This window comes from Micromonospora sp. B9E7 (assembly GCF_039871815.1).
Lineage (GTDB): Bacteria > Actinomycetota > Actinomycetes > Mycobacteriales > Micromonosporaceae > Micromonospora.
Window position 1 is genome coordinate 338,467 of sequence record NZ_JBDPLX010000005.1, and the last position, 22,025, is coordinate 360,491.

21 protein-coding genes and 1 pseudogene are annotated in these 22,025 nt (G+C 72.3%); 14 read left to right on the plus strand and 8 right to left on the minus strand.

Going from position 1 to position 22,025, the window contains the following annotated elements:
• Window positions 1–55 precede the first annotated feature (55 nt).
• From ABGB10_RS10795 to ABGB10_RS10820, 6 genes and pseudogenes are all read left to right on the plus strand, one after another.
• Window positions 56–372: pseudogene (locus ABGB10_RS10795) on the plus strand (hypothetical protein).
• 58 nt (window positions 373–430) lie between these two features.
• Entirely contained in the window at window positions 431–1,819 is a 1,389-nt protein-coding gene (locus ABGB10_RS10800; RefSeq protein ID WP_347660717.1) for an MFS transporter, read from the plus strand.
• Between the two features lie 51 nt (window positions 1,820–1,870).
• Window positions 1,871–2,524 (plus strand): GAP family protein, encoded by a 654-nt coding sequence (locus ABGB10_RS10805; protein ID WP_347660718.1) that lies wholly within the window; start codon window positions 1,871–1,873, stop codon window positions 2,522–2,524.
• Between the two features lie 114 nt (window positions 2,525–2,638).
• The gene (locus ABGB10_RS10810) at window positions 2,639–3,421 is read left to right on the plus strand and encodes an NAD(P)H-binding protein (protein WP_347660719.1); all 783 of its coding nucleotides are present in this window, start codon (window positions 2,639–2,641) and stop codon (window positions 3,419–3,421) included.
• A 37-nt stretch (window positions 3,422–3,458) separates the two neighbouring features.
• A complete protein-coding gene (locus tag ABGB10_RS10815) occupies window positions 3,459–3,653 on the plus strand; it encodes a hypothetical protein (RefSeq protein WP_347660720.1) in 195 nt (64 codons plus the stop codon).
• Between the two features lie 95 nt (window positions 3,654–3,748).
• Window positions 3,749–4,297, plus strand: coding sequence for a YbaK/EbsC family protein (locus tag ABGB10_RS10820; RefSeq protein WP_347660721.1), 549 nt, complete (start codon window positions 3,749–3,751; stop codon window positions 4,295–4,297).
• 82 nt (window positions 4,298–4,379) lie between these two features.
• Here ABGB10_RS10820 and ABGB10_RS10825 read toward each other — a convergent pair whose 3' ends face one another.
• From ABGB10_RS10825 to ABGB10_RS10840, 4 genes are read right to left on the minus strand one after another with little or no spacing between them, the layout of a single operon-like run.
• Entirely contained in the window at window positions 4,380–5,015 is a 636-nt protein-coding gene (locus ABGB10_RS10825) for a DsbA family oxidoreductase (protein ID WP_347660722.1), read from the minus strand.
• A gap of 20 nt (window positions 5,016–5,035) precedes the next feature.
• Window positions 5,036–5,464 (minus strand): SufE family protein, encoded by a 429-nt coding sequence (locus ABGB10_RS10830; RefSeq protein WP_347660723.1) that lies wholly within the window; start codon window positions 5,462–5,464, stop codon window positions 5,036–5,038.
• A gap of 35 nt (window positions 5,465–5,499) precedes the next feature.
• Window positions 5,500–5,925 (minus strand): CBS domain-containing protein, encoded by a 426-nt coding sequence (locus ABGB10_RS10835; protein WP_347660724.1) that lies wholly within the window; start codon window positions 5,923–5,925, stop codon window positions 5,500–5,502.
• Between the two features lie 58 nt (window positions 5,926–5,983).
• Window positions 5,984–7,753: a proline--tRNA ligase gene (locus ABGB10_RS10840; RefSeq protein WP_347660725.1), complete on the minus strand. Its 1,770-nt coding sequence runs from the start codon at window positions 7,751–7,753 to the stop codon at window positions 5,984–5,986.
• Window positions 7,754–7,988: 235 nt separating this feature from the next.
• Here ABGB10_RS10840 and ABGB10_RS10845 point away from each other — a divergent pair, with 235 nt between their 5' ends.
• The 3 genes from ABGB10_RS10845 to ABGB10_RS10855 all read left to right on the plus strand — a co-directional run bounded on the left by ABGB10_RS10845 (window position 7,989) and on the right by ABGB10_RS10855 (window position 10,199).
• Window positions 7,989–8,756, plus strand: coding sequence for an SGNH/GDSL hydrolase family protein (locus ABGB10_RS10845; protein ID WP_347660806.1), 768 nt, complete (start codon window positions 7,989–7,991; stop codon window positions 8,754–8,756).
• Window positions 8,757–8,758: 2 nt separating this feature from the next.
• Entirely contained in the window at window positions 8,759–9,205 is a 447-nt protein-coding gene (locus ABGB10_RS10850; RefSeq protein WP_347660726.1) for a hypothetical protein, read from the plus strand.
• A 91-nt stretch (window positions 9,206–9,296) separates the two neighbouring features.
• A complete protein-coding gene (locus ABGB10_RS10855; RefSeq protein WP_282305837.1) occupies window positions 9,297–10,199 on the plus strand; it encodes a sulfurtransferase in 903 nt (300 codons plus the stop codon).
• 48 nt (window positions 10,200–10,247) lie between these two features.
• Here ABGB10_RS10855 and ABGB10_RS10860 read toward each other — a convergent pair whose 3' ends face one another.
• From ABGB10_RS10860 to ABGB10_RS10870, 3 genes are all read right to left on the minus strand, one after another.
• Entirely contained in the window at window positions 10,248–11,441 is a 1,194-nt protein-coding gene (locus ABGB10_RS10860; protein WP_347660727.1) for a hypothetical protein, read from the minus strand.
• On the minus strand, window positions 11,438–11,986 hold the full coding sequence (locus ABGB10_RS10865) for a SigE family RNA polymerase sigma factor (RefSeq protein ID WP_347660728.1): 549 nt from the start codon (window positions 11,984–11,986) through the stop codon (window positions 11,438–11,440). Before ABGB10_RS10865 ends, ABGB10_RS10860 begins: the two co-directional genes overlap by 4 nt.
• 68 nt (window positions 11,987–12,054) lie before the next feature.
• Window positions 12,055–12,636 (minus strand): TetR family transcriptional regulator, encoded by a 582-nt coding sequence (locus ABGB10_RS10870; RefSeq protein ID WP_347660729.1) that lies wholly within the window; start codon window positions 12,634–12,636, stop codon window positions 12,055–12,057.
• A 107-nt stretch (window positions 12,637–12,743) separates the two neighbouring features.
• Between ABGB10_RS10870 and ABGB10_RS10875 the strand changes: the two genes are divergently transcribed.
• Window positions 12,744–13,901, plus strand: coding sequence for an FAD-dependent oxidoreductase (locus ABGB10_RS10875; RefSeq protein WP_347660730.1), 1,158 nt, complete (start codon window positions 12,744–12,746; stop codon window positions 13,899–13,901).
• Here the strand turns inward: ABGB10_RS10875 and ABGB10_RS10880 are convergent.
• The gene (locus ABGB10_RS10880; protein ID WP_347660731.1) at window positions 13,898–15,103 is read right to left on the minus strand and encodes an MFS transporter; all 1,206 of its coding nucleotides are present in this window, start codon (window positions 15,101–15,103) and stop codon (window positions 13,898–13,900) included. The two genes, ABGB10_RS10875 and ABGB10_RS10880, sit on opposite strands and share 4 nt — an antisense overlap.
• A gap of 120 nt (window positions 15,104–15,223) precedes the next feature.
• Here ABGB10_RS10880 and ABGB10_RS10885 point away from each other — a divergent pair, with 120 nt between their 5' ends.
• The 4 genes from ABGB10_RS10885 to ABGB10_RS10900 all read left to right on the plus strand — a co-directional run bounded on the left by ABGB10_RS10885 (window position 15,224) and on the right by ABGB10_RS10900 (window position 22,003).
• Window positions 15,224–17,017: an HSP90 family protein gene (locus tag ABGB10_RS10885; RefSeq protein ID WP_347660732.1), complete on the plus strand. Its 1,794-nt coding sequence runs from the start codon at window positions 15,224–15,226 to the stop codon at window positions 17,015–17,017.
• Window positions 17,014–19,908 (plus strand): hypothetical protein, encoded by a 2,895-nt coding sequence (locus ABGB10_RS10890; protein ID WP_347660733.1) that lies wholly within the window; start codon window positions 17,014–17,016, stop codon window positions 19,906–19,908. Before ABGB10_RS10885 ends, ABGB10_RS10890 begins: the two co-directional genes overlap by 4 nt.
• Before the next feature lie 84 nt (window positions 19,909–19,992).
• Entirely contained in the window at window positions 19,993–20,592 is a 600-nt protein-coding gene (locus tag ABGB10_RS10895; RefSeq protein ID WP_145778291.1) for a TetR/AcrR family transcriptional regulator, read from the plus strand.
• 73 nt (window positions 20,593–20,665) lie between these two features.
• Entirely contained in the window at window positions 20,666–22,003 is a 1,338-nt protein-coding gene (locus tag ABGB10_RS10900) for a biotin carboxylase N-terminal domain-containing protein (protein WP_347660734.1), read from the plus strand.
• Window positions 22,004–22,025 lie beyond the last annotated feature (22 nt).

A 22,025-nucleotide genomic window follows, 5' to 3' on the forward strand; every position in this document is an offset into this window, starting at 1 on the left:
GACCTGCCGTCCGTTATGCCCCCTGGGTGGCGGAACTTTGCGCCGAGGCCGGCGCATGGACGGGGTGCGGCGTGGAATCCGACGACCATCACCGGACACGGGGAGGCCGGAATGAGCACGCTGACGCGACACCTGAACGGCTCGCACGAGAACGTCCAGATGTACCAGCGACGAGTCGAGTTGCCGATGCTGGGCGAGGTGGCGGTGCCGCCACCGGACAAGGTCGTGTACTACGCCGGGCTCGGCGTGCTGGCCGCTCTCCAGGTCATCGAGTGGCCGATCGCTCTGGTGATCACCGCCGGTCACCTCCTGGCAGACCAGCACTTTTCCGGCCTGGTGCGCGGGATCGGGGAGGCGTTGCAGGACGCCTGACGAGAGCCAGGTCACCGGCGATTGACCTGAATCCGGGTTGAGGTCGCATGCTCGGTCCATGCCGAGCACAGTCGCCCCCGCCACACCCGCCGCAGCCGGGCTGTTCGCACCCCGGCTGCGAGCGATGACGGTGGGCAGCGTCGCGTTGATCTCGTTGCTCGCGTTCGAGGCGTTGGCAGTCGGTACGGCGATGCCGACCGTCGCCCGCAGCCTGGACGGGCTGGCGCTGTACGGAATCGCGTTCGGCGGACCGTTCGCCACCGGTGTGCTGGCCATGGTCGTGTCCGGCATCTGGTGTGACGCCCGGGGGCCGCGGGGACCGATGTGGCACGGCGTCGCCTGGTTCGTGGTGGGGTTGCTGATCGCCGGGACCGCGCCCGTGATGAGTGCGCTGGTCGTCGGGCGGGCGGTGCAGGGTTTCGGCTCCGGGCTGCTCTCGGTGGCGCTCTACGTGATCGTCGGGCAGGCGTACCCCCAGGAACTGCACCGGAAGATCTTCGCGGCGTTCGCGGCGGCGTGGGTCGTACCGTCGCTGGTGGGTCCTGCGGTCGCCGGCCTGATCGTGCAGTACCTGGGCTGGCGGTGGGTCTTCCTGGCGGTCCCGGCGGTGGCCGTGCCGGCGGTCCTGCTGATCCACCCGGGCCTTCGGTCGCTGGGTCGGAGTGCGGCGACCGGTCCGCCGGCCGGCGCGGCGACGCGGATCGGGTGGGCGTGCGGTGCCGCGCTGAGTGCCGCGCTGCTGCACATCGGGGGTCAGCAGCGCGGCGCCTCCGCCCTGATGTTGATCGTGATCGCGGTGGCCGGCCTGCTGGTCTGCGCCCCGCGCCTGCTGCCGGCCGGCTTCCTCAGGGCGGCTCGCGGGCTGCCGACGGTCGTCGGTCTGCGCGGTCTGGCGTCGGCGGCGTTCGTCGGCGCCGAGGTCGTCATCCCGTTGATGCTCTCCCGGGAGCGGGGCTTCTCGCCGACTGCGGCCGGGCTGGTCCTCACGGTCGGCGCGTTGGCCTGGTCGGTGGGCTCCTGGTTGCAGGGTCGGATTCCGGTGCCGGACTCCCGGGCCAGCCTGCCGCGCGCCGGACTGACCTGCATCACCGTCGGCACCGCCACGGTGGCGTTGGCCGTTCGGCCGGAGCTGCCGGTGAGCGTCGCCGTGGTCGGCTGGGCGGTCGCCGGTCTCGGCATGGGCCTGCTCTACCCGTCGTTGTCGGTGCTCACCCTGGAGCTGTCCGCCCCAGGTGAGCAGGGCCGCAACAGCTCGTCGTTGCAACTGGGCGACTCTCTCTTCGCGGCGACCGTGTTGGCGCTGACCGGGGCCGTGCTGGCGGCGGGCGGTGCGCCCGGCCCGGCGAGTTACACGCTGACCCTGGTGGTGGCGGCGGGTCTCGCGCTGCTCGGGGCGCTGTTGGCCGGTCGTGTCGTGGTGGGCGGGAGCACGCGACCGCTCGGGTGATCCGGGGAAACGGCCCCATCCGACCCGGTCGGGCCGGGAGGATGACGGGCGATGAACCTCCTGACCATCCTGCCGCTCGCCGTGGTGATGGTCGCCGGTTCCCAGCTGGTCGTGGCGGTCTTCCTCGCCTCGTCGAACCGGCCCCGGGCGGCGTCGCTGGGCTTCCTCGGTGGCGCCGGGCTGGTGGTCGCGGCCGGAGTGACGGTGAGCTGGCTGTTGACCCGTTGGGTGGGCGGCCTGGCCACCGACGCCAGTGCCGTCGCCGGCAAGGTCGATCGCGGTCCCGCCATCGACCTGGTGGTTCTCGCGTTGCTGGTCTGCCTGGCCGTGGTGGTGTGGGTCAGGCGCAACCGGTCCGGGCCACCGAGATGGCTGGGAGGCATCGAACGTGCCGACCCCCGTCGGGCGATGCGACTGGGCGCGTTGCTCTTCGTGGTGACCCCTACCGACGACCTGACCATGGCCGCCGTCGGCGCGAGCGTGGCCCGGCACAACCTGCCGTGGTGGCACCTGGTGCCGTTCGTGCTGCTCACCGTGCTCCTGCTCGCGCTGCCCCTGCTGGCGTTGCTGCTGCTCGGGGACAGGGCGGCTCGGGCGCTGACCCGGATGCGGGAATGGGCCGAGGGGCACGCCTGGATCGTCAACGAGATCGTGATCGCGTTCTTCGCGTTGCTGACCGTGCTGGACCTGATCCGTTCCGGGTGAGCCGCCGCACTCCCGGTCACGGGAGCGCCGCTTGTGCCGTCGACACCGAGTGGGCCGACGGCTCATCGATCGGGCGGGTGTGCCGCGGTTCGCGGCCGGAGAGAGGAGGACGAGATGAGGGTTCTGGTCACCGGAGCGGGCGGTCGCCTGGGGCGCGCGGTGCTCGCCCGGCTGCACGACGACGGTGTCACGGTCCGGGCCACCAGCCGGCAGTGGCGTACCGGCTCCGAGGTCGAGTGGGTGGTGGCGGACCTCACGACGGGCGACGGGCTGGACGAGGCGGTGTCCGGGGTGGACGCCGTGCTGCACCTGGCGTCCGCCCCGCAGGGCGGGCAGACCTACCAGGTGGACGTGCTGGGTACCCGCCGGCTCGTGGTGGCCGCCGGTGCCGCCGGTGTGGGACACCTCGTCTACATCTCGATCGTCGGGGTGGACCGGGTGCCGATCCCGTACTACCGGCACAAGCTCTCCGCCGAACAGGTGGTCGCGGCCGGACCGGTGCCGTGGTCGGTGCTGCGGGCGACCCAGTTCCCGCAGTTCCTCGACGAGCTGCTCACCACCAGCTCGCGGCTGGGACCGGTGATCGGGGACCGGGCGGTGCTCGCCCAACCGGTCGATCCGGGCGAGGTGGCGGCGCGGTTGACGGCTCGGCTGGTCGCCGGTCCGCTGGGCGGCATCGAGGAGTTCGGCGGGCCGCAGGTGCTCCGCTTCGACGAGGCGGTTCGGGCGTGGCGGGAGGCCCGAGGCTCACACCGACCGCTGCTGCCGGTGCGGATCCCCGGCCGACTCGGTCGCGAGTTGCGAGCCGGTGGCCTCGTCACCGAGGCACTGCCCCGGGGCGTCCGTACCTGGGCCGACCACCTCGCCGACACGTACGGGGGAACCGACCGGAGATGAGAGCAACAACGGTTCACGTTCGTCTTACGGTGACGCCATGTTCGCTGTCGTCACCACGGTGATTCTCTACGTCTTCGGCTTCGTCTTCCTCTACGGCGTGATCCGGCTGGGTGTCCGCCACGCGATGGAGGACCTGGAATTGCAACGGGCCAAGGCCCGGCGTGAGGAGGAGTTGGCGGCTGACCGCGACCGCTCCTTCATGCGCGACAACGCGTTCCTCGCCGGCAGTTGAGCACCGGCGCGGTCCGGCCCGGACCGGTCGTGTCGCAGGACGGCCCGGGAGCCGCCGGGCGGTTCGGCAGCACGGATGCGAGGATCGCACCCGTGATGGGAACGCTGAAGACCGAACCGGCCCGCGCTCGCCCCGACCTGCTCGCCCCGCCGGTGGCGGAGGCCATCGCGCAGTGGCCCGCCGACGCGCCGGTGGACGTCAACGACGTACTGGTGGCGCCGATCGACGCGGACCTCGCCGACACGGCCGCATTCTGCGAGGCGTACGAGGTGGGGTTGGACGTGTCGGCCAACTGCGTCGTGGTGGCGGGCAAGCGTGACGGTGTGGTGCGTTACGCGGCCTGCATCGTCCTGGCCACCACTCGGGCCGACGTGAACGGGGTGGCCCGCCGGACGTTGGACGTCCGTAAGGCGAGCTTCGCGCCGATGGCCGATGCGGTGGAGTTGACCGGTATGGAGTACGGCGGCATCACCCCGATCGGGCTGCCGGCGCAGTGGCCGATCCTGGTCGACTCGCGGGTGATCGCCACCCCGCACGTGATCGTCGGATCGGGCGTACGGCACAGCAAGATCGCACTGCCGGGGCCGGCGTTGGGTGCACTGCCCGGTGCTCAGGTGGTGGAAGGCCTGGCCAGGCCGGCCTGACCAGCAACCGGCATCGATGTTGTTGCACGTGAAACATCGTGATCATCGATGCCGGGTGCCGGGTGCCGGGTGCCGCGCTGACTCAGTGGGCTGCGGCCTCGCGTTGCTCGACCTCGGCGAGCGCGGCGAGCAGCGTCTGCACCTCCTGCGCACCGGAGACCGCGTACTTCCCGGCCAGGACGAACATCGGCACGCTGGTGATGCCGAGGTTCCGAGCGGTGGCGAGCTGGGCCTCGACGTCGGCGACGCGCTCGTCGGAGTCGAGGAATCGTCGTGCGTCGGCCGGATCCAGACCGATGTCACCGGCCAGCGCGGCCAGCGCCTCCCGGGAGCCGACGTCGACGCCATGGTTGAAGTGCGCCTGGTAGAGCGCCTCCACCATCTCGGCCGTCCGACCGTGGTCGGTGGCGTAGGAGACCAGCCGGTGCGCGTCGAAGGTGTTCGCGATCACCGCGCGGTCGTAGTCCAGGTGGAGACCGTCACCCGCCGCGACCTGGGTCACGTGGGCGACCATCTGCCGGGCGCGCTCCGGGCCGCCGAACTTGCCAGCCAGCGCCTCCACCAGCGGAAGAGGCTCGGGGACCGGCGACGGGTCGAGCTGGAACGGCCGGTAGCGGACCGTCACCTCACCCTCGTAACTGGCGATGGCCTCGTCCAGGCGGCGCTTGCCGATGTAGCACCACGGGCAGATCACGTCCGCGTAGATCTCGATCTCCATGGTCGTTGGCAACCTCGCGGTCAGGCGAGTTGTTCCCGGATCTGACGCTTGAGGCGCCCCAGGATCGCCGTGCCGCCGCGGATCCGCAGCGGGCTGATCGCCTGCGCCAGCCCCATCCGCTGGTAGAGGTCGTCCGGTACGGCGAGTACCTCCTCCGGGCTCGCCATGGCCAGCCCTTCGGCGAGGATCCCTGCGAACGCCCGGGTGGTCGGCGCCTCCGGCGGGCAGTCGAAGATCGTCGCCACGGTGCCGTCCGGGGTCACCTTGGCGCGCAGGAAGAACGATGTCTGACACTCGGGCACCTGCTCCATGCCCTCGCGTTCGGCGGTGCCCTCCGGCAGCACCGGGATGACGTCCGCGTACTCCAGGAGCATCTCCAGCACCAGATCGCGCGGCGCGGCGGCGAACTCGTCAACGATCTCGGCCAGTCGGGCCGGCATGTCAGCCATGCGTCGAGGCTACCGCCGTCGTGCCGGGGCCCCGGTCAGACGGTGGGCGACTGCTCGCTGATCTCGCTGAGCGCGCTGGTGGGGTCGAGCTGCATGGCCAGGTCGCCGAGCGAGACGATCCCCACCAGCTTGCGGTCGGTGTCACAGACCAGCACCCGTCGGATGCCCCGATCCCGCATGAGCGCCGCCGCCTCACCCGCCGTGCAGTGCTGCTCGATCATGACGACCTCGCGGGTGACGATCGAGCCGATGGTGGTGGCCGCGGGGGAGCTGTTCTCCGCCACGGCCCGCACCACGATGTCCCGATCGGTGAGCATGCCGGCCAGGCTGGCGCCGTCGGTGACCACCACGTCGCCGATGTCGGCCTCCTTCATCACCCGGGCCGCCTCGTCCAGGGTGGTTTCGGCCGGCAGGTACACGACCTGTTTGGTCATCACGTCACTGACCCGGTATTCGGTCATGAGAGCCTCTCCGAAGACGTTTCCACCGATCCGACAGCACTACCCCGTGACGCGGCAGCTACACCAGGTTTCCACGTTCCTGGCGTACCTCGTGGACGAGCCGCTCCACCAGACCTTCCAGCGGTAGCTCGGAGCGCCCGTCGCCGGCCCGCTCGCGCAGCTCGACGTACCCGTCGGCGAGTCCGCGGCCGACCACGACGGCCCGGGGGATGCCGATCAGCTCGGCGTCGGTGAACTTCACCCCGGCCGAGACGTGCGTGCGGTCGTCGACCAGCACCCGCAGGCCGGCGGCGGCGAGACGCCTGCCGAGCTCCAGCGCCGCGTCGAGCTGCGGGCCCTTGCCCGCGACCACCAGGTGTACGTCGCACGGCGCGATCGCCGCCGGCCAGACCAGTCCTCGGTCGTCGTGGTGCTGCTCGGCGACCGCCGCCACCGCCCGGGACACCCCGATGCCGTAGCAACCCATGGTCGGCCGGACCGGCTTGCCGGCGGGCCCGAGCACGTCGACCGCGAAGGCGTCGGTGAACCGGCGGCCCAGCTGGAAGATGTGCCCGATCTCGATGCCCCGCCGGATGGTCAGCGCACCGTCGTCGCAGTCCGGGCAGGGGTCACCGGCCCGCACCTCGGCCGCCTCGATCGTGCCGTCGGGTGTGAAGTCCCGCCCGCAGACCACATCGGTCGCGTGGCGGCCCGGCTCATTCGCGCCGGTCAACCAGGCCGAGCCGCTCACCACCCGAGGATCGACCAGGAAACGGATGCCCAGCTTGTCGAGCAGTTGCGGCCCGATGTAGCCGCGGATCAACTCGGGATGCTCGGCCCACTCCTCGAAGACGGCCACCTGGGCGGGGTGCAGGGCGGCGCCCACCCGCTTGAGGTCGACCTCCCGGTCACCGGGCAGCCCGATCACCAGAGGCTCGGCCCGGTCCGCGCCCGGCTGACGGACGGACAGCACGACGTTCTTCAGGGTGTCGGCGGCGGTCCAGCCGTCCCGACCGCCCAACCGGCGGGCGTTCGCCAGCTCCACCAGGCTGGCGATCGTCGGCGTCTCCGGTGTGTCGTGCACCTCGACCGGGGGCTGCCCGGTCAGGTTTCCGGCGGCCGGTGCCCGGGTGACCACGGCTTCGGTGTTGGCCGCGTAGTCGCAGGCTGTGCAGCCGACGTAGGTGTCCTCGCCGACCGGTGTCGCCGCCAGGAACTCCTCCGACGCGGAGCCGCCCATCGCGCCGGACATCGCGTGCACCACCGTGTAGTCGAGACCCAGCCGGTCGAAGATCCGCCGGTACGCCGCACGATGCCGCGCGTACGCGTCCCGCAGCCCCGCCTCGTCCAGGTCGAAGGAGTATGCGTCCTTCATCAGGAACTCCCGGCCGCGCAGCAGCCCGGCCCGGGGCCGGGCCTCGTCCCGGAACTTCGTCTGCACCTGGAACAGCGTCACCGGGAAGTCCCGGTACGACGTGAACAGGTCCTTGACCAGCAGCGCCGCCATCTCCTCGTGCGTGGGCGCCAACAGGTGCTCGGCACCGCGCCGGTCGGCGAGGGTGAAGATGTCGTCGCCGTACTCCGTCCACCGGCCGCTGGTCCGGTAGGGCTCGGCGGGCAGTAGCGCCGGGAAGTGCACCTCCTGATCGCCGATCGCGACCAGTTCGTCGCGGACCACAGCGGTGATCCGGTCCAGCACCAACTTGCCCAGCGGCAGCCAGGTGTAGCCGCCCGGTGCGGCACGACGGACGTAGCCGGCACGCAGCAGCAGCCGATGGCTCGGCACCTCCGCGTCGGCCGGATCCTCGCGCAGGGTCCGCAGCAACAGGGTCGACATGCGTAGCAGCATGGGCGCAGCCTAGGGCCGCGCCGGCCGGCCGGGCGAGCACAATTCGTGCAGGGGGCACGGTTTCCCGAAAATCGGGGCATCCCAGTTGCCCGGACACCCGGCATCGTCGAAACCGAGTCGATCACCCGCGGGCCGGCTCATGACCTCTGCCACGTCCGCCGATCGGGGCGGTGCCGGTGACGCCTCCGGTGACAGACTGGTCGCCGCAGGCAACGAATGGCGTAAGGGGGCGCGGGTGCGCTGGCGCAGTTTTGTCGCGGTCGGGGACAGCTTCACCGAGGGAATGGACGACGCGTACCCGGACGGCACCTTCCGGGGTTGGGCGGACCTGGTGGCGACCCGGCTCGCCGCCGAGACGGGCCCCGACTTCCGGTACGCGAACCTGGCCATCCGGGGCCGCCTCTTCCCCGGGGTCGTCGCCGAGCAGGTGCCGGCGGCGGTGGCGATGAAGCCCGACCTGATCAGCTTCGCGGCCGGCGGCAACGACGTGCTGCGCCGCACCTTCGACCCGGACACGCTGGTCGCCCGCTTCGACGAGGTGGTTCGGCAACTGCGTTCGGGTGGCGCGGACGTGCTGCTGTTCCGGTTCGCCGACGTGATGGCCCGGCTGCCCGGCCAGCGACTCGTCGCTCCCCGGGTGCAGTTGCTCAACCAGGCGGTCGGCGAGACCGCGGAGCGGCACGGCGCCATCATGGTCGACCTGTACGCCGACGACACCTTCCTCAACCCGATGCTCTGGAGCACCGACCGGCTGCACCTCTCCGCGGCCGGGCACCGGCGGGTCGCGGGGCAGGTGTTGAACGCGCTGGGGGTGGGGTGCGACGAGGAGTGGCTGCTGGTCCCGCCGCACCCGGCCCCGTCGCCGTGGCTGGCCGCTCGCGCCGCCGACCTGCGGTGGGCCGGTCAGTACCTCGCGCCGTGGGTGAAGCGGCGGCTTACCGGCCGGTCGTCCGGCGACACGGTGACGGCGAAGCGCCCGCTGCTCGGGCCCATCGTCGACTGAGCATGCTCACCCTGCACACCGCGCCGCTGCTGTGCCGCGACCGGGTCGGCGAGGCGGTGCCGGAGCACGCCGTACTCGTGGGCGGCGACCGGATCGACGCGGTTGGGCCGCTGGCCGAGCTGAATGCGGCGTACCCGGGCGTTCGGGTGCGCCGTTGGCCCGGCACCCTGGGGCCGGGTCTGCTGCACGACGGTCCGCTGCCGGCGGCGCCCACCCCACGCGAGCGGGTGCACGCGCTGCTGCGCAACGGGGTGACGGCGGTGGTGGCCGAGCACCTGACCGACCCGCCGCTGCGGGCCGCCGTCGACAGGAGCGACCTGCTGGTGCTGCCCGTCGCCGTGTCGGCGGTGCTGCTTCCGGGCGGGCGCGCCGACTTCGCGGTCCACGGTGTCGACGGCGTCTGCCTGGTGACCGTGGTCGCCGGTCGGATCGTCCACCGCCGCGCCTGAACGGCACCGCCAAAATTCCCCGCGCCACATGTGTCGTTCCCGATCCCCGATGGCGGGCCGTCCGGACGCGTTGCGGCGTAGTTTGGGGATCATGTCTGTGCCGAGCGATCCTGATCCCCGCCTCCAGTCGTACGCGGACCCACAGCGGTTGGTCACCACCGAGTGGCTGGCCGAGCACCTGGGCGACGAGGGCCTCGTCGTCGTCGAGTCCGACGAGGACGTGCTGCTCTACGAATCCGGCCACATTCCCGGTGCCGTGAAGGTCGACTGGCACCTGGAGCTGAACGACCAGGTGACCCGGGACTACCTGGACGCGAAGAGCTTCGCCGAGCTGTGTGCCGCGAAGGGCATCGGCCGGGGCGACACCGTCGTGTTCTACGGCGACAACTTCAACTGGTGGGCCGCGTACGCCCTCTGGGTGTTCTCGCTCTTCGGCCACGCCGACGTGCGACTGCTCGACGGCGGTCGGCAGAAGTGGATCGCCGAGGGGCGCGAGGTGACCCGCGACAAGCCGGCTCGACCGCGCGCCGACTACCCGGTGCCGCTGCGCGACGACGCGCCGCTGCGGGCCTACCGCGAGCAGGTCATGGCGCACATCGCCGCAGGTCGGCCGCTGGTCGACGTCCGTTCGCCGGGCGAGTACACGGGCGAGACGCTGCACATGCCGGACTACCCGCAGGAGGGCGCGCTGCGTGGCGGGCACATCCCGGGTGCGGTGAGCAAGCCGTGGAAGTCCGCCGCCAACGACGACGGCACCTTCAAGTCCGCCGACGAGCTGCGCGCGATCTACGCCGACCAGCTCGGGCTCAGCCCGGACGACGACGTGATCGCGTACTGCCGGATCGGGGAGCGGTCCAGCCACACCTGGTTCGTGCTGCGGCACCTGCTGGGCTACCCGCAGGTGCGCAACTACGACGGGTCGTGGACCGAGTGGGGCAACCTGGTCCGGGCACCTGTGGTCAAGGGTGACCAGCCCGGCGGCCTGGCCGCCTGAGCCGTACGGCCGTCCCCGCGCGATTGCCCGGTCGCATGGGGACGGCCGTCAGCTGGCGAGTGCTATCGCCCCGCGCAGGTCGCGGACGATGCCGGTGATCTCCCCGGTCTCCGGGTTCCAGCGGGCCAGACCGGCCGGTTCCAGGCGGAGCAGCACCGCGCCCTGGTTGTCCCAACCCAGCACCGGGCAACAGCCCTTGGCGCGTTCCCGGCCCAGGTCGAGCAGGTGGGTCACCGCACCGGTGCGCGCGTCCAGCACGGCCACCCCCTCAGCGCCGTCGATCTCGCTGCTGGTGATCCACGCGGCGCTGGCGATCCGTTCGCCGTGCAGCCAGCCCCGGCCGTAGAACTCGTTCACCTTGTACGGCGAGGGCAACGCGTCGGCGGTGATCCGCTCCTCGGAGCGGATCGTGCCCTCGCGGGCGGTGCGGCTGCGCAGTGTCAGGCCACCCCACTCGCCGCCCAGTTCGATCAGCGCCGCCTCGCGGCCCGCCTCCGGGTCGGGTGCGACCACCTCCCAGGCCGAGACGTCGATGGTGCTCGCCGCCTCGTCATCCCGGTCCACCGCGTACGTCCGGTTGTCGCCGCCGACCAGCACCCGGTCGTTCGCCCAGACCACCAGCTCCAGGTAGCCGTCGAGGGGAACCCGGCGTACGCCCGCGCTGGTCAGGTCGACCATGATCAGCTCGTTGGTCTGTGCGAATGCGGCCCAGCGGCCGTCCGGCGACAGCACCCCCGGCTTCAGCGCGGGCGCCTCGTTGCCGCCCGCGTCCCGGGTGGGTGCCAGTGTCACGACGTCGAGACTGCGCACCACGCCGTCGTCGCCGAGGACCCGGACCGGGCCGTCCGCGCGGTTCTCCTCGTCCAGGGGCTGGAACAGCGCCAGCGCCCGCTGGACCGGTCGCGCGGAGAGCGGCACGGTCGCCGGATCGCCGAGTCGGGCCAACGGATCTGGCGGGAAGGTCAGCTCGGCGGGTGGTCGCTGCACCGGACCCGCGTGGGAGGGGTCGACGGTCGGGGTCACCGTCGGACCCACCGGAGGGGCCGGCGGTGGGTCGGCGGGCGATCGTAGGGCGGCCACCGTGCCACCGCCGACCAGTGCCACGGCCACGGCGACCGCTGCGACGGCCCGTCGGGTACGCCGGGTACGGCGAGCCCGCTCCCATCCGGCGGTGGCCGGCTGGCTGGGCAGCACGTCCTCGACGCTGACGATCAGCAGTTGGCGCAGGTCCTGCTCGTTCACGGGTTCACCTCCAGACCGTTGGCCAGGTCGGCCGAGCCCCGGCTCGGTCGGGTGTCCTGGGCGAGGTCCGGGGCGACCTCGCGAAGTCGACGCAGCGCCGCGTGACACTGGCTCTTCACGGTGCCGACCGTCACCCCGAGCGCCTCGGCGGTGGCGACCTCGGTCAGATCCTCGTAGTAGCGCAGCACCAGCACGGCCCGCTGCCGAGGTGGCAGCAGGCCCAGCGCGTCGTGCAGCGTCAGCCGTAACGCGCCGTCCCGGTCATGGGCCACCTGGTCCGGCGGTGCGGCGCTGAGCCACTCCCGCCTTCGGCGACGCCACCACGACACCGAGTCGCGGTAGAGGATGGCCCGCACGTACGCGGAGGGGTCGGCGTTGCGGACCGATCCCCATCGCAGCGCCAGCTTCATCAGGGCGTCCTGGAGCAGGTCCTCGGCCTGGTGGCGGTTGCCGCAGATCAGGTACGCCGCGCGGAGCAGCCGGTGTTGGTGGCTCTCCACGAAGGCGAGGTAGCCGTCGCGCCCGTCGTCACCCTTGGGTGCCATCCGCCCTCCTCCCGGCCGTCCCGATGCGCGTCACCTGGCAGACGCACGGGAGTGGGGAAAAGGTTGGGTCAGCTTCCCGGTGTTCCGGTCAGGTAGCGCTGAAGGGTCGGTGCGATCCAGGAGACCAGGTCCTCCGGTGGCATGTCCACCATGGGCGGCAGGCGGACGACGTACCTGGTGAAGGCGAGGCCGAGGATCTGACTGGCCACCAGCCCCGCTCGGCGGGCGGTCGTCGTCGGGTCCGTGCCGAAGGTGGCCACCGCCGCGGTGAGCTGGTTGGCGAAGATGTCGCGCATCCGTTCGGCGGCACCGGGGTTGGTGCTGGCGGCCCGCAGCAGCGCCACGAGCGTCTCGTCACCGTCCCACCGGCTGAGGAAGTGCCGGACGAGGGTCTCACCGAGTTGCTCGGGCGGGATCGGGGTCAGGTCGGGCAGGCGTAGGTCGAACTCGGCCGCCGCCGCGAAGAGACCCTCCTTGCTGCCGTAGTAGCGCATGACCATCGACGGGTCGATCTGGGCGTCGGCGGCGATGGCTCTGATCGTGGCGCGCTCGTACCCGTCCGCCGCGAACCGTTCGCGGGCTGCTCGCAGGATCGCCGCCCGGGTGGCGTCCGAGCGGCGGGGTTGGGTCGGCGGGGCGGGCGCTGTCATGTCAACGACCGTATGCCAACAACTGTTGACATGCAATCGACGGAGCCCTAATGTCGCCAACAAGTGTTTGCCAACATGTGTTGGCAACGATCCGTCCGGAGGTGGCCATGCTGACCACGAGCACCGACGTCCTGGTGGTGGGCGCCGGCCCCACCGGTCTCGCCACAGCCCTCACGCTGGCTCGGCGCGGGGTCGACGTGACCGTGCTGGACCAGATGGCCGAGCCGCCGACGACCTCCCGCGCGGCGGTCGTGCACGCGTACACCCTGGAGGTGCTGGACCGGGTCGGGGCCGCGACGCCCCTGATCGCCCAGGCGGTGCGGACGCCGCGTTTCACCGTGCGCGACCGGGACCGGGTGCTGCTGTCGGTGCCTTTCCACGAGCTGCCGTCCCGCTTCCCCTACGCGCTGCTGGTCTCCCAGTCGGTGACCGAGGCGGTGCTCACCGGGCAGCTCGCCGACCTCGGCGTCCAGGTGCGACGACCGTGCCGACTGACCGGCCTGAGCAACACCGCAGACGGGGTGCTCGCACAGGTCGACGGGAAGCCGCTGCGCGCCCGGTTCGTCGTCGGCGCGGACGGCCTGCACAGCACCGTCCGACAGTTGGCCGGCATCGGTTTCACCGGCCCGAGCGACGAGGAGTCCTTCGTGCTCGCCGACGTGCGGGTGCGCAGCGAACTGCCGCGCAACGAGGCGGCGCTCTTCCTCGCCCGCCCCGGGCCGCTGATCTGGGCGCCGCTGCCGGACGGGGTGGTCCGGCTGGTCGCCGCCGTGGCGGTCGCCCCGCCCGAGCCGGACCAGGCGTATCTCCAGGCGCTACTCGACGAGCGCGGCCCGGCGCGGCGCCCCGACCGGGTGACCGAGGTGCTCTGGGGCTCCCGGTTCCGGGTCCACCACCGGATCGCCGACACCTTTCGAGCCGGGTCGGTGCTGCTGGCGGGGGACGCCGGGCACGTGCACAGCCCCGCCGGTGGGCAGGGCATGAACCTCGGGATCTGCGACGCGGTCGCCCTCGGCACCGCGCTGGCGGACGTGTTCGACGGTGGCCCGGACACGCTGCTCGACGACTACACCGCCCTGCAGCGGCCGATGGCCGAGGACGTGCTGAGCTTCGCCGCCGGGCTGACCCGGCTGGCCACCGTCTCCCCGGCCCGCCGGCCGGCCCGTGACGTGCTGCTGCGGCTGGTCGGTGCGGTGCCGCCGGTCCGTCGGCGAATCGCGTTGCGCCTGTCCGGGCTGTCCCACCGGGAACGGACGCCGAGCTAAGCGGATCGCACCGACCGCAGTGCCCGCCACGCCGCGACGGTGACCAGCGCGAACACGCCCGCGGCCGCGCCCACCACCGGCACGGTCCCGAACGCGGCGGCGGCCAGCCCGGCGAGTGCCGCACCGATCGGCGCGGTGAGCAGACCGACCATCCGCTGGGCCGCACCGACCCGGCCGAGCAGCCCGGCCGGCACGTTCCGCTGCCCGTACGACGCCCACAGGCTGTTCCACACCACGGTCCCGGCGGCGAACACGGCCAACGCCACACCGCCCGGCACCGGATGTCGGGCCAGCGCGAACCCGGTCAGCGCCACGGTCTGCGCGGCGAGCACCGCGCCCAGCGCCGGGACCGTGCCGAGTCGGGCGGCGAGCCGACCGGCCCCGAGCGCCCCGGCCACACCCCCGACGATGGCGGCGGCGGCGAACAGCCCGTACCCGGCCGGCGGCACCCGCAACACGTCCAGCGCGTAGAGCACCAGCACCGCCATGATCCCGCTGATCGCCAGGTTGCTCGCGGCGGCGAGCAGGGTGACCCGCCACAGGGTCCGGTGCGCGTACAGCCAGCGCAGCCCCTCGGCGATCTCGCTCCACACCGATCCGCGCCGCCGTTCCGTCCCTGCGGTGATGGTGCGAGGCGGACTGAGGGCCAGCACCAGCAGGGCGGCTGCCGCGAAGGTGACGGCGTCGAGGGCGAACGGGAGAGCCGGTGCGACGGCGAAGAGGACACCGGCGGCGGGCGCCCCGAGGAAACCCCCGACAACCGCGGACCCCGCCTGAAGCTGACCGTTCGCCCGGGGCAACGCGTCCGGTGGCACCAGCGCGGGAAGCAGAGCGAACGAGGCGGAGTCGAACAGAGTGCCCAGCGTGGCGAGGAGGAACGCCGCCACCAGCAGCACCAGGACGCTGGTCCGATGGAGGGCGACCGCCACCGCCAGTGCCGCCACCACGACGGCGCGTACCCCGTCGACCAGGGCCATCGTCCGACGACGGTCCCAACGGTCCGCGTACACGCCGCCGAGCAGGCCGAAGAGCAGCGGTGGCAGCTGACCCACCACGGTGACCGCCGCGATGATCCGTGGATCGCGGGTCACGGTCGCGGCCAGGAGGGCCAGTGCGGGTGTACGCAGCGCGTCCCCGAACCGCGACGAGACGGCGGCGGACCAGAGCAGCCGGAAGTCCCGGCCGAGAGCTGAGGAGGTCATCCGGTGACCGTGCGGGTTCGACCGGGTCGAGGGTCAAGCCGCCGGGCGAAAGGGGGACGCGCGTGTCGGTGATCATCGGTACGGTGAGCGCCGGCATTTCGGGACCGGGGAGAAACACACGTGGACCACACCTTCCAGGTCGACCTCCGTGGCGTGGTCGACCTGCTCAGCCACCACCTCTACGGCAGTCCACGGGTCTACGTGCGCGAGCTGCTGCAGAACGCGGTGGACGCGATCACCGCGCGGCGCTCGATCGAGCCGGACGCGCCGGCCCTGGTCCGCATCGAGACTCCGGAAATCACCGGCGACGGGACGCTGCGGGTGCACGACACCGGCATCGGTCTGACCGAGGCGCAGGTGCACGAGCTGCTGGCGACCATCGGACGCAGCTCCAAGAGGGACGAACTCGGCTTCTCCCGGCACGAGTTCCTCGGCCAGTTCGGCATCGGCCTGCTCTCCTGCTTCCTGGTCGCCGACGAGATCCAGGTGTTCACCCGCAACGGCGACCACCCCACGGTGCGCTGGACCGGGTATGCCGACGGCCGGTACGCGGTGAGCCTGGCCCCACCGGACGCCGCCCGCGCCGAACCGGGCACCACCGTCACGCTGGTGCCCCGCCGCGACGCCGACCAGTGGTTCGCCACCCCGACCGTCACCGACCTGGCCCGTCTCTTCGGTTCGCTGCTGCCGGTCACCGTCCGGGTCGGCGACGTGGTCACCACCACCGGCGAACCGCCCTGGCCGACCGCCCCCGGCGCGCCGGTCGACCGGGCGGCGCTTGTCGCCTACGCCCGGGAGACGCTCGGCGTCGACCCGTTCGACGTGCTGCCCCTGAGCGTTCCGGAGGCCGGGCTGACCGGTGTCGCCGTCATCCTGCCCACGCCGGTGAACCCGGCGGCCCGTGCCGGGCACCGGGTCTACCTCAAGCGCATGCTGCTCACCGAGAACGCCGACGGGCTGCTGCCGGACTGGGCGTTCTTCGCGCACTGCGTGGTGGACGCCAGCGAGCTGCGCCCCACCGCCAGCCGGGAAGCCCTCTACGAGGACACCCTGCTGACCACGACCCGGGAGGCGCTCGGCGACCAGGTACGCGGCTGGCTGGTCCGGTTGGCACGGCACGACCCGCACCGGCTGGCCGAGTTCCTCCAGGTGCACCACCTGGGTGTGAAGGCGTTGGCGCTGCACGACGACGAGATGCTCCGGCTGGTCGACCGGTGGTGGCCGATGGACACCAACGTCGGCACGCTCACCCTCGCCGAGTTCCGGGAGCGCCACGGCGTGCTCCGCTACGCGGCGAGCCTGGACGAGTTTCGTCAGCTCGCCGCGGTGGCTGCCGCGCAGGACCTGGCGGTGGTCAACGGCGGCTACACGTACGACACCGAGCTGATCGAGCGGCTGCCGGCGGTGGACCGCTCGGTGCTGATCGAACGGCTGGAGCCGAGCGACCTGACCACCCGCTTCGAGGCGCTCGACCCGCAGGTGGAGTTGGCGCTGCGGCCGTTCCTCGCCGCCGCGCAGCGGGCCGTCGAACGGTCCGGCTGCGAGGTGGTGATCCGGGCGTACGACCCGGTGTCGCTGCCCGCGCTCTACCTGGTCAGCAGGTCGGCGGCGTTCAACGACCAGCTGGCGGCCAGCCGGGAACGGGCCGACGAACTGTGGGGCGGGGTCCTCGACGCGCTCGCCGCCACCGCGCCGCCGGACCGCCCGCAGTTGGTGCTCAACCACCGCAACCCGTTGGTCCGCCGGGTCACCGCGCTGGCCGACCCGGAGCTGGTCGGGCTCGCCGTCGAGGCGTTGTACGGCCAGGCGCTGCTGCTCGGCCACCATCCGATCCGTGCCGCCGACGCGGCGCTGCTGAACGATTCCTTCCTCGGCCTGCTCGGCCGGGCCGTGCCAGGACAGGAGCGAGCATGAGCGACGAGGATCTGTGGCGGGTGCTGCGCGGCATCTCCGACATGCCGTACGGGGCGGGGCAGATCGCCGCGCTTGAGCAGTTGCTGCGCCGGGTCGACGCTGCCGACGACCGGCACCTTGCCTTCGTCACCCGGATGCAGGCCACCACCGGTTACATCTACGGCGGTGAACCGGCGAAGTCCTTCGTGACCTTCTCCTGGTGTCTGTCCGAGTTCGACAGTGACCCGCAGCCTTATCACCAACGTCACCAGCACAACCTGCTGTGGCACTTCAAGTACATGATCACCGGTCTGCTGAACTTCCCGGAGGTGCCGCTCGACCGCACCTACGCGGTGTTGGACGACATGGAACGCCGCTACCGGGCCGGTGGGCACAGCCTGCAGACCGTCCACAAGCATCGGTTCCGGGTCGCCGACCACGTGGGCGACGCCGAGGCGGCCGCGCACTGGTACCGGCTCTGGCAGACCACCCCGCGCGACGACCTCTCCGACTGCGCCGGCTGCGACCCCACGAGCCAGGTGAACTACCTCGCCGACACCGGGCGGGACGCGGAGGCGGTGGCGCTGTCCGAGCCGGTGCTCGCCGGCCGGCTCACCTGCAACGAGCAGCCGCAGGCGATCCTCACCGCGCTGCTCCTGCCGTACCTGCGGACCGGAAGGGACGAGTCGGCGCGGGACGCGCACCGGGAGGCGTACCGCAGGTTGCGCGGCAACCTCGCCGACCTGTGGGACATCGGCGACCACGTCGAGTTCTGCACGTTGACCGGGAACGAGGCGCGGGCGGTGGAGCTGGTCGAACGGCATCTGGACTGGCTGGACCGGGCACCGTCGCCGGCCGCCGCGATGCACTTCGCGGCAACGGCCGCCGCCGCGCTGCGCCAGGCCGGGCAGAGTGGCGCGGCGACCGTCTACCGCCGCGCTGCCGAGGGCCGACCGGCCGGCGAGGTGTCGGTGTCGGTGCTCGCCGACGAGCTGACGCGGACCGCGACCGGGCTGGCGGAGCGTTTCGACGCCCGCAACGGCAGCACCCACCAGTCGGAGTGGATCGCCCGCCGGCTCGCTGTGCGGCCGCGCGGTGAGCACCTGCCGCTGTCCGCGAGCGTCCGCCGTCGCCCGCCACGCCTGAGCGGTGACGACCCGACCACTCCCCGCGGTGAGGGCTCTCCGGCGGCGACCGGCGGCGCGACGCGCGCCGGCATGGCCGAGGCACCCGCCCGGACAGTGCCCGCCGACGCCGGGCCGGACGAGCTTCTGGACTTCGCCGAGCAGAGCTGGGGCCGGCACGACCAGGTCACGTTCCGGGCGGCGCTGGCGGCCTACGACGAGCGGTTCGGTTCGGCAGACCTGCCTGCGCGTACGGTCGCCCACCGGATGGCGTTGCGGGCGGCCGAGCACGGCGACGAGGACCACCTGTCGAGCGCGATCGAGATGAACCGAGCGGCACTGGACCTGTACCGGACGGAAGGCGACGAGTTGTCCGCCCAGGTGGTCGCCGGGCGACTCGGCGTGCTGCTGGCCCGGTCCGACGACGACGCCGACGAGGGATTGGCGTTGGTCCGCAAGGCCGCGGAGTTGCTGGACCGGGACGGCGACGCCCGGCAGCGGGCCGCTGCCCACCACCGGGTGGCGTTGGCGCTGCTCCATCGGGAACGGTGGGACGACGCGCTCGCGGCACTGGACCGGGTGCCGGCCGACGCGGGTGGCGACCCGTACCTGGCGGCCCGGGTCGCGCTGCACCGAGCCCACCTGCTGGAGCAGTCGGAACGTTTCGACGAGGCGCGAGCCGCCGCCGCCGAAGCCCGCCGGATCGGTCGGGAAGTGGGCGTCGGCGAACTGGTCGCGGCGGCCTCCCTGGCGTACGCCCGGGCGGTGGACGACCCCGCCGACGCGGTGGCCGCCTGTGACGAGGCGCTGGCGTCGGCACCGGCGGACGCGGAGTTGCCGGTTCGCGTTGCCCGTGCCCGCGCGTTGCTCGCGGCCGGCCGGGCCGCCGACGCGGTGGACGACTTCGTCGAGGCGGTGACGCTCTGCGTGGAGCGGGGTGCCGAGGGGGACGCGTTCCTGCGCTGGGAGTTGGCGAACGCGTACCGGATGGTGGGTCGGCTGAGTGAGGCGGCCGAGGTCGCCGAGGAGGCCGTCCTCGGTCTGGACCGGCTCGGCGCCCTGGCCGAGGCGGACCGGTGCCGGCATCTACTGGCCGGCGTGTACGCCGGGCTCGGCGAGATCGATCCGGCGCTGACCCTGCTGGAGCAGTTGGCCGACAACCTGGATGGTCCCGACAACCTCCCGCACCGGGCGCAGGTGCTGGAGGAGGCCGGGGGCATCCTCTACGACGCGGACCGGGACGCGGCCGGCGCGGAGCGGTTCGCCGCAGCCGCCGAGGCGTACCGGCTCGGCGGCCTGCCGCAGGACGAGTTGCGGGCGCGCCGGCGGGAGGCGTACGCCTGGTTCTGGGCCGACGACCGGCCGGCGGCGGTTCGTGCCGTCGAGCAGGTGGATGCGCTGGCGGTGCCGCTGGCCGGGCAGTCGGAGCCACCGGTGACGTACGAGCTGGCGATGGCCGCCGAGGTCGGGGCGCGGGTGCTGACGGCCGAGAACCGGCCGGACGAGGCGCTGGCACGGCTCGCCGGGGTGCCCGACCGGCTACGGTCGATCGAGGCTTTCGGTGAGGCCGCCCAGGTGGAGGTTCTCGCCGGTGAGCTGCTGCTTCGACTGGACCGTCCGGCGGAGGCGGAGCCGCTTCTGCGACGGGTTCTCGGCGGGCTGCCGGCCGACTCGCGGCCGGTCCGCCAGACGGCCTGGCTGCTGGCCCGTGCCCTGGATCTGCTGGACCGGCCGGACGAGGCCGCCGCGCTGCGAACGGAGCACGACCTCGACCCGGACGACGACTGAGCGTCCCGCCAGGCGGCTGAGATGTGCTCAACCGCTCGGTGATCAGCGGCCCACCGTGGCCAGGTCGCGGTCTACGCTTGCCCGGTGACGGTGGAGCAGCAGGCACGGGGTGCGGCGGGCGCGGGCCGGCGCAGGTCCCGCAAGGACGAGATCCTGGAGATCGCGGTCGGTCTGTTCGCCGCCCGTGGCTACCACGGCGTGTCGATGGACGACATCGGCGCGGCGGCGGGGGTCACCGGACCGGCGCTCTACCACCACTTCGCCGGCAAGGAGGCGATGCTGGCCGCCGCATTGATCCCGGTCAGCGAGGGGTTGCTGGCTGGCGGGCGGGAACGTGCGGCTGGGCATCCGGACGACCCGCGCGGCGTGCTGGAATCGCTGATCGACTTCCACGTCGAGTTCGCGCTGGCCAACCCGGCGGTGATCGCGTTGCACCTGCACGAGTTGGACCGCCTGCCGGAGGAGCCGAGACGCCGGATCCGTCGACTGCAACGGCTCTACGTCGAGGAGTGGGTGACCGTGCTCACCGCCCTGCACCCGGGGATGCCCGACGGCGAGGCGCGGGTGCTCGCGCACGCGGCGTTCGGGTTGATGAACTCGACTCCGTTCCTCGGCGGTGAGGTGGACCGGCGTCGCCGGGCCGAGCTGCTGCGCGGCGCGACACTGGCCGCGTTGCTCGCCTGAGCCCGACTCGGCGCAGGTTCGTCGGTCATGATTCCCTAACCACCGTCCCACCATCCGGACGCCGGGAGGAAACATGATCGAGTCACTGCTGGTAGCCAATCGGGGTGAGATCGCCCGCCGGATCATCCGGACCGCGAAGCGGCTCGGCATCCGCGCGATCGCGGTCCACTCGGAGGCCGATGCCGACCTGCCGTTCGTCGCCGAGGCGGACGAGGCGGTCCTCATCGGCCCGCCGAACCCGGCGCTGAGCTACCGCAACACCGAGGCGATCCTCGCCGCCGCGAAGGCGACCGGTGCGCAGGCCATCCACCCCGGCTACGGGTTCCTGTCGGAGAACGCCGAGTTCGCCCGTACCGTCGAGGCGAGCGGCCTGATCTGGGTCGGGCCCGACGCGGACGCGATCACCGCGATGGGCGACAAGATCAACGCCCGGAACCTGATGGCGGCGGCCGGTGTTCCGGTCGCGCCGGGCACCACCGACCCGGCCGCCGACCTGGACGCGGCGGTGACGGCCGCCGCCGAGATCGGCTACCCGGTGATGGTCAAGGCCGCGGCCGGTGGCGGCGGCATGGGCATGGGCGTCGCCGTCGACGAGGCCGCGCTGCGCACCGAGTACGACAAGGTGCGCGCGTTCGCCGAGCGGATGTTCGGCGACGGGTCGGTGTTGATCGAGCGGTACTTCCCCCGGGTGCGCCACGTCGAGGTGCAGATCCTCGGCCTGGCCGACGGTCGGGTGGTGGCGCTCGGCGAGCGGGAGTGCTCGGTGCAGCGACGCAACCAGAAGCTGGTCGAGGAGTCGCCGTCGCCGGCGGTCTCGCCGGAGTTGCGGGTTCGCCTTCTGGCGGCGGCGGTGCGGGCAGGGGAGGCGGTCAACTACCGCAACGCGGGCACGGTCGAGTGCCTACTCGACCCAGCCACCGGCGACTTCTTCTTCCTGGAGATGAACACGCGGCTGCAGGTGGAGCACCCGGTGACCGAGTACGTCTACGGGATCGACCTGGTCGAGGAGCAGTTGCTGGTGGCGTCCGGGTTGGCGCCGACGTTCGACCCGGACGCGTTGACGCCGAGCGGCCACGCGATCGAGATGCGGATCAACGCGGAGGACCCGAAGCGTTTCCTGCCCGGCCCCGGTGTGGTGAAGACCTGGGTGGAGCCGACGGGTGAGGGTGTCCGGGTGGACTCGGGCTACACCGAGGGCAACACGGTCACCCCGTTCTACGACAGCCTGCTGGCCAAGCTGATCATCACCGGCGACACCCGCGAGCAGGCGATCGAGCGTGCCCGGTCGGCGGTGGGCGCCTTCCGGATCGAGGGCCCCAAGAACAACGTCGCTTTCTTCGCCGAGCTGCTGGAGAACGGGGAGTTTCTCTCCGGCGCCTACGACACCGGCATCGTCGGTCGCATGCGCTGACCCCGGTTGGTTCGAGTGCAGG

Coding starts and splice junctions, on each gene's coding strand:
- ABGB10_RS10825 (WP_347660722.1), bottom strand. CDS start 5,015: ATGGAGATCGAGATCTACGCGGACGTGATCTGCCCGTGGTGCTACATC.
- ABGB10_RS10805 (WP_347660718.1), top strand. CDS start 1,871: ATGAACCTCCTGACCATCCTGCCGCTCGCCGTGGTGATGGTCGCCGGT.
- ABGB10_RS10875 (WP_347660730.1), top strand. CDS start 12,744: ATGCTGACCACGAGCACCGACGTCCTGGTGGTGGGCGCCGGCCCCACC.
- ABGB10_RS10840 (WP_347660725.1), bottom strand. CDS start 7,753: ATGCTGCTACGCATGTCGACCCTGTTGCTGCGGACCCTGCGCGAGGAT.
- ABGB10_RS10820 (WP_347660721.1), top strand. CDS start 3,749: ATGGGAACGCTGAAGACCGAACCGGCCCGCGCTCGCCCCGACCTGCTC.
- ABGB10_RS10865 (WP_347660728.1), bottom strand. CDS start 11,986: ATGGCACCCAAGGGTGACGACGGGCGCGACGGCTACCTCGCCTTCGTG.
- ABGB10_RS10815 (WP_347660720.1), top strand. CDS start 3,459: ATGTTCGCTGTCGTCACCACGGTGATTCTCTACGTCTTCGGCTTCGTC.
- ABGB10_RS10830 (WP_347660723.1), bottom strand. CDS start 5,464: ATGGCTGACATGCCGGCCCGACTGGCCGAGATCGTTGACGAGTTCGCC.
- ABGB10_RS10900 (WP_347660734.1), top strand. CDS start 20,666: ATGATCGAGTCACTGCTGGTAGCCAATCGGGGTGAGATCGCCCGCCGG.
- ABGB10_RS10855 (WP_282305837.1), top strand. CDS start 9,297: ATGTCTGTGCCGAGCGATCCTGATCCCCGCCTCCAGTCGTACGCGGAC.
- ABGB10_RS10880 (WP_347660731.1), bottom strand. CDS start 15,103: ATGACCTCCTCAGCTCTCGGCCGGGACTTCCGGCTGCTCTGGTCCGCC.
- ABGB10_RS10835 (WP_347660724.1), bottom strand. CDS start 5,925: ATGACCGAATACCGGGTCAGTGACGTGATGACCAAACAGGTCGTGTAC.
- ABGB10_RS10890 (WP_347660733.1), top strand. CDS start 17,014: ATGAGCGACGAGGATCTGTGGCGGGTGCTGCGCGGCATCTCCGACATG.
- ABGB10_RS10870 (WP_347660729.1), bottom strand. CDS start 12,636: ATGACAGCGCCCGCCCCGCCGACCCAACCCCGCCGCTCGGACGCCACC.
- ABGB10_RS10800 (WP_347660717.1), top strand. CDS start 431: ATGCCGAGCACAGTCGCCCCCGCCACACCCGCCGCAGCCGGGCTGTTC.
- ABGB10_RS10850 (WP_347660726.1), top strand. CDS start 8,759: ATGCTCACCCTGCACACCGCGCCGCTGCTGTGCCGCGACCGGGTCGGC.
- ABGB10_RS10810 (WP_347660719.1), top strand. CDS start 2,639: ATGAGGGTTCTGGTCACCGGAGCGGGCGGTCGCCTGGGGCGCGCGGTG.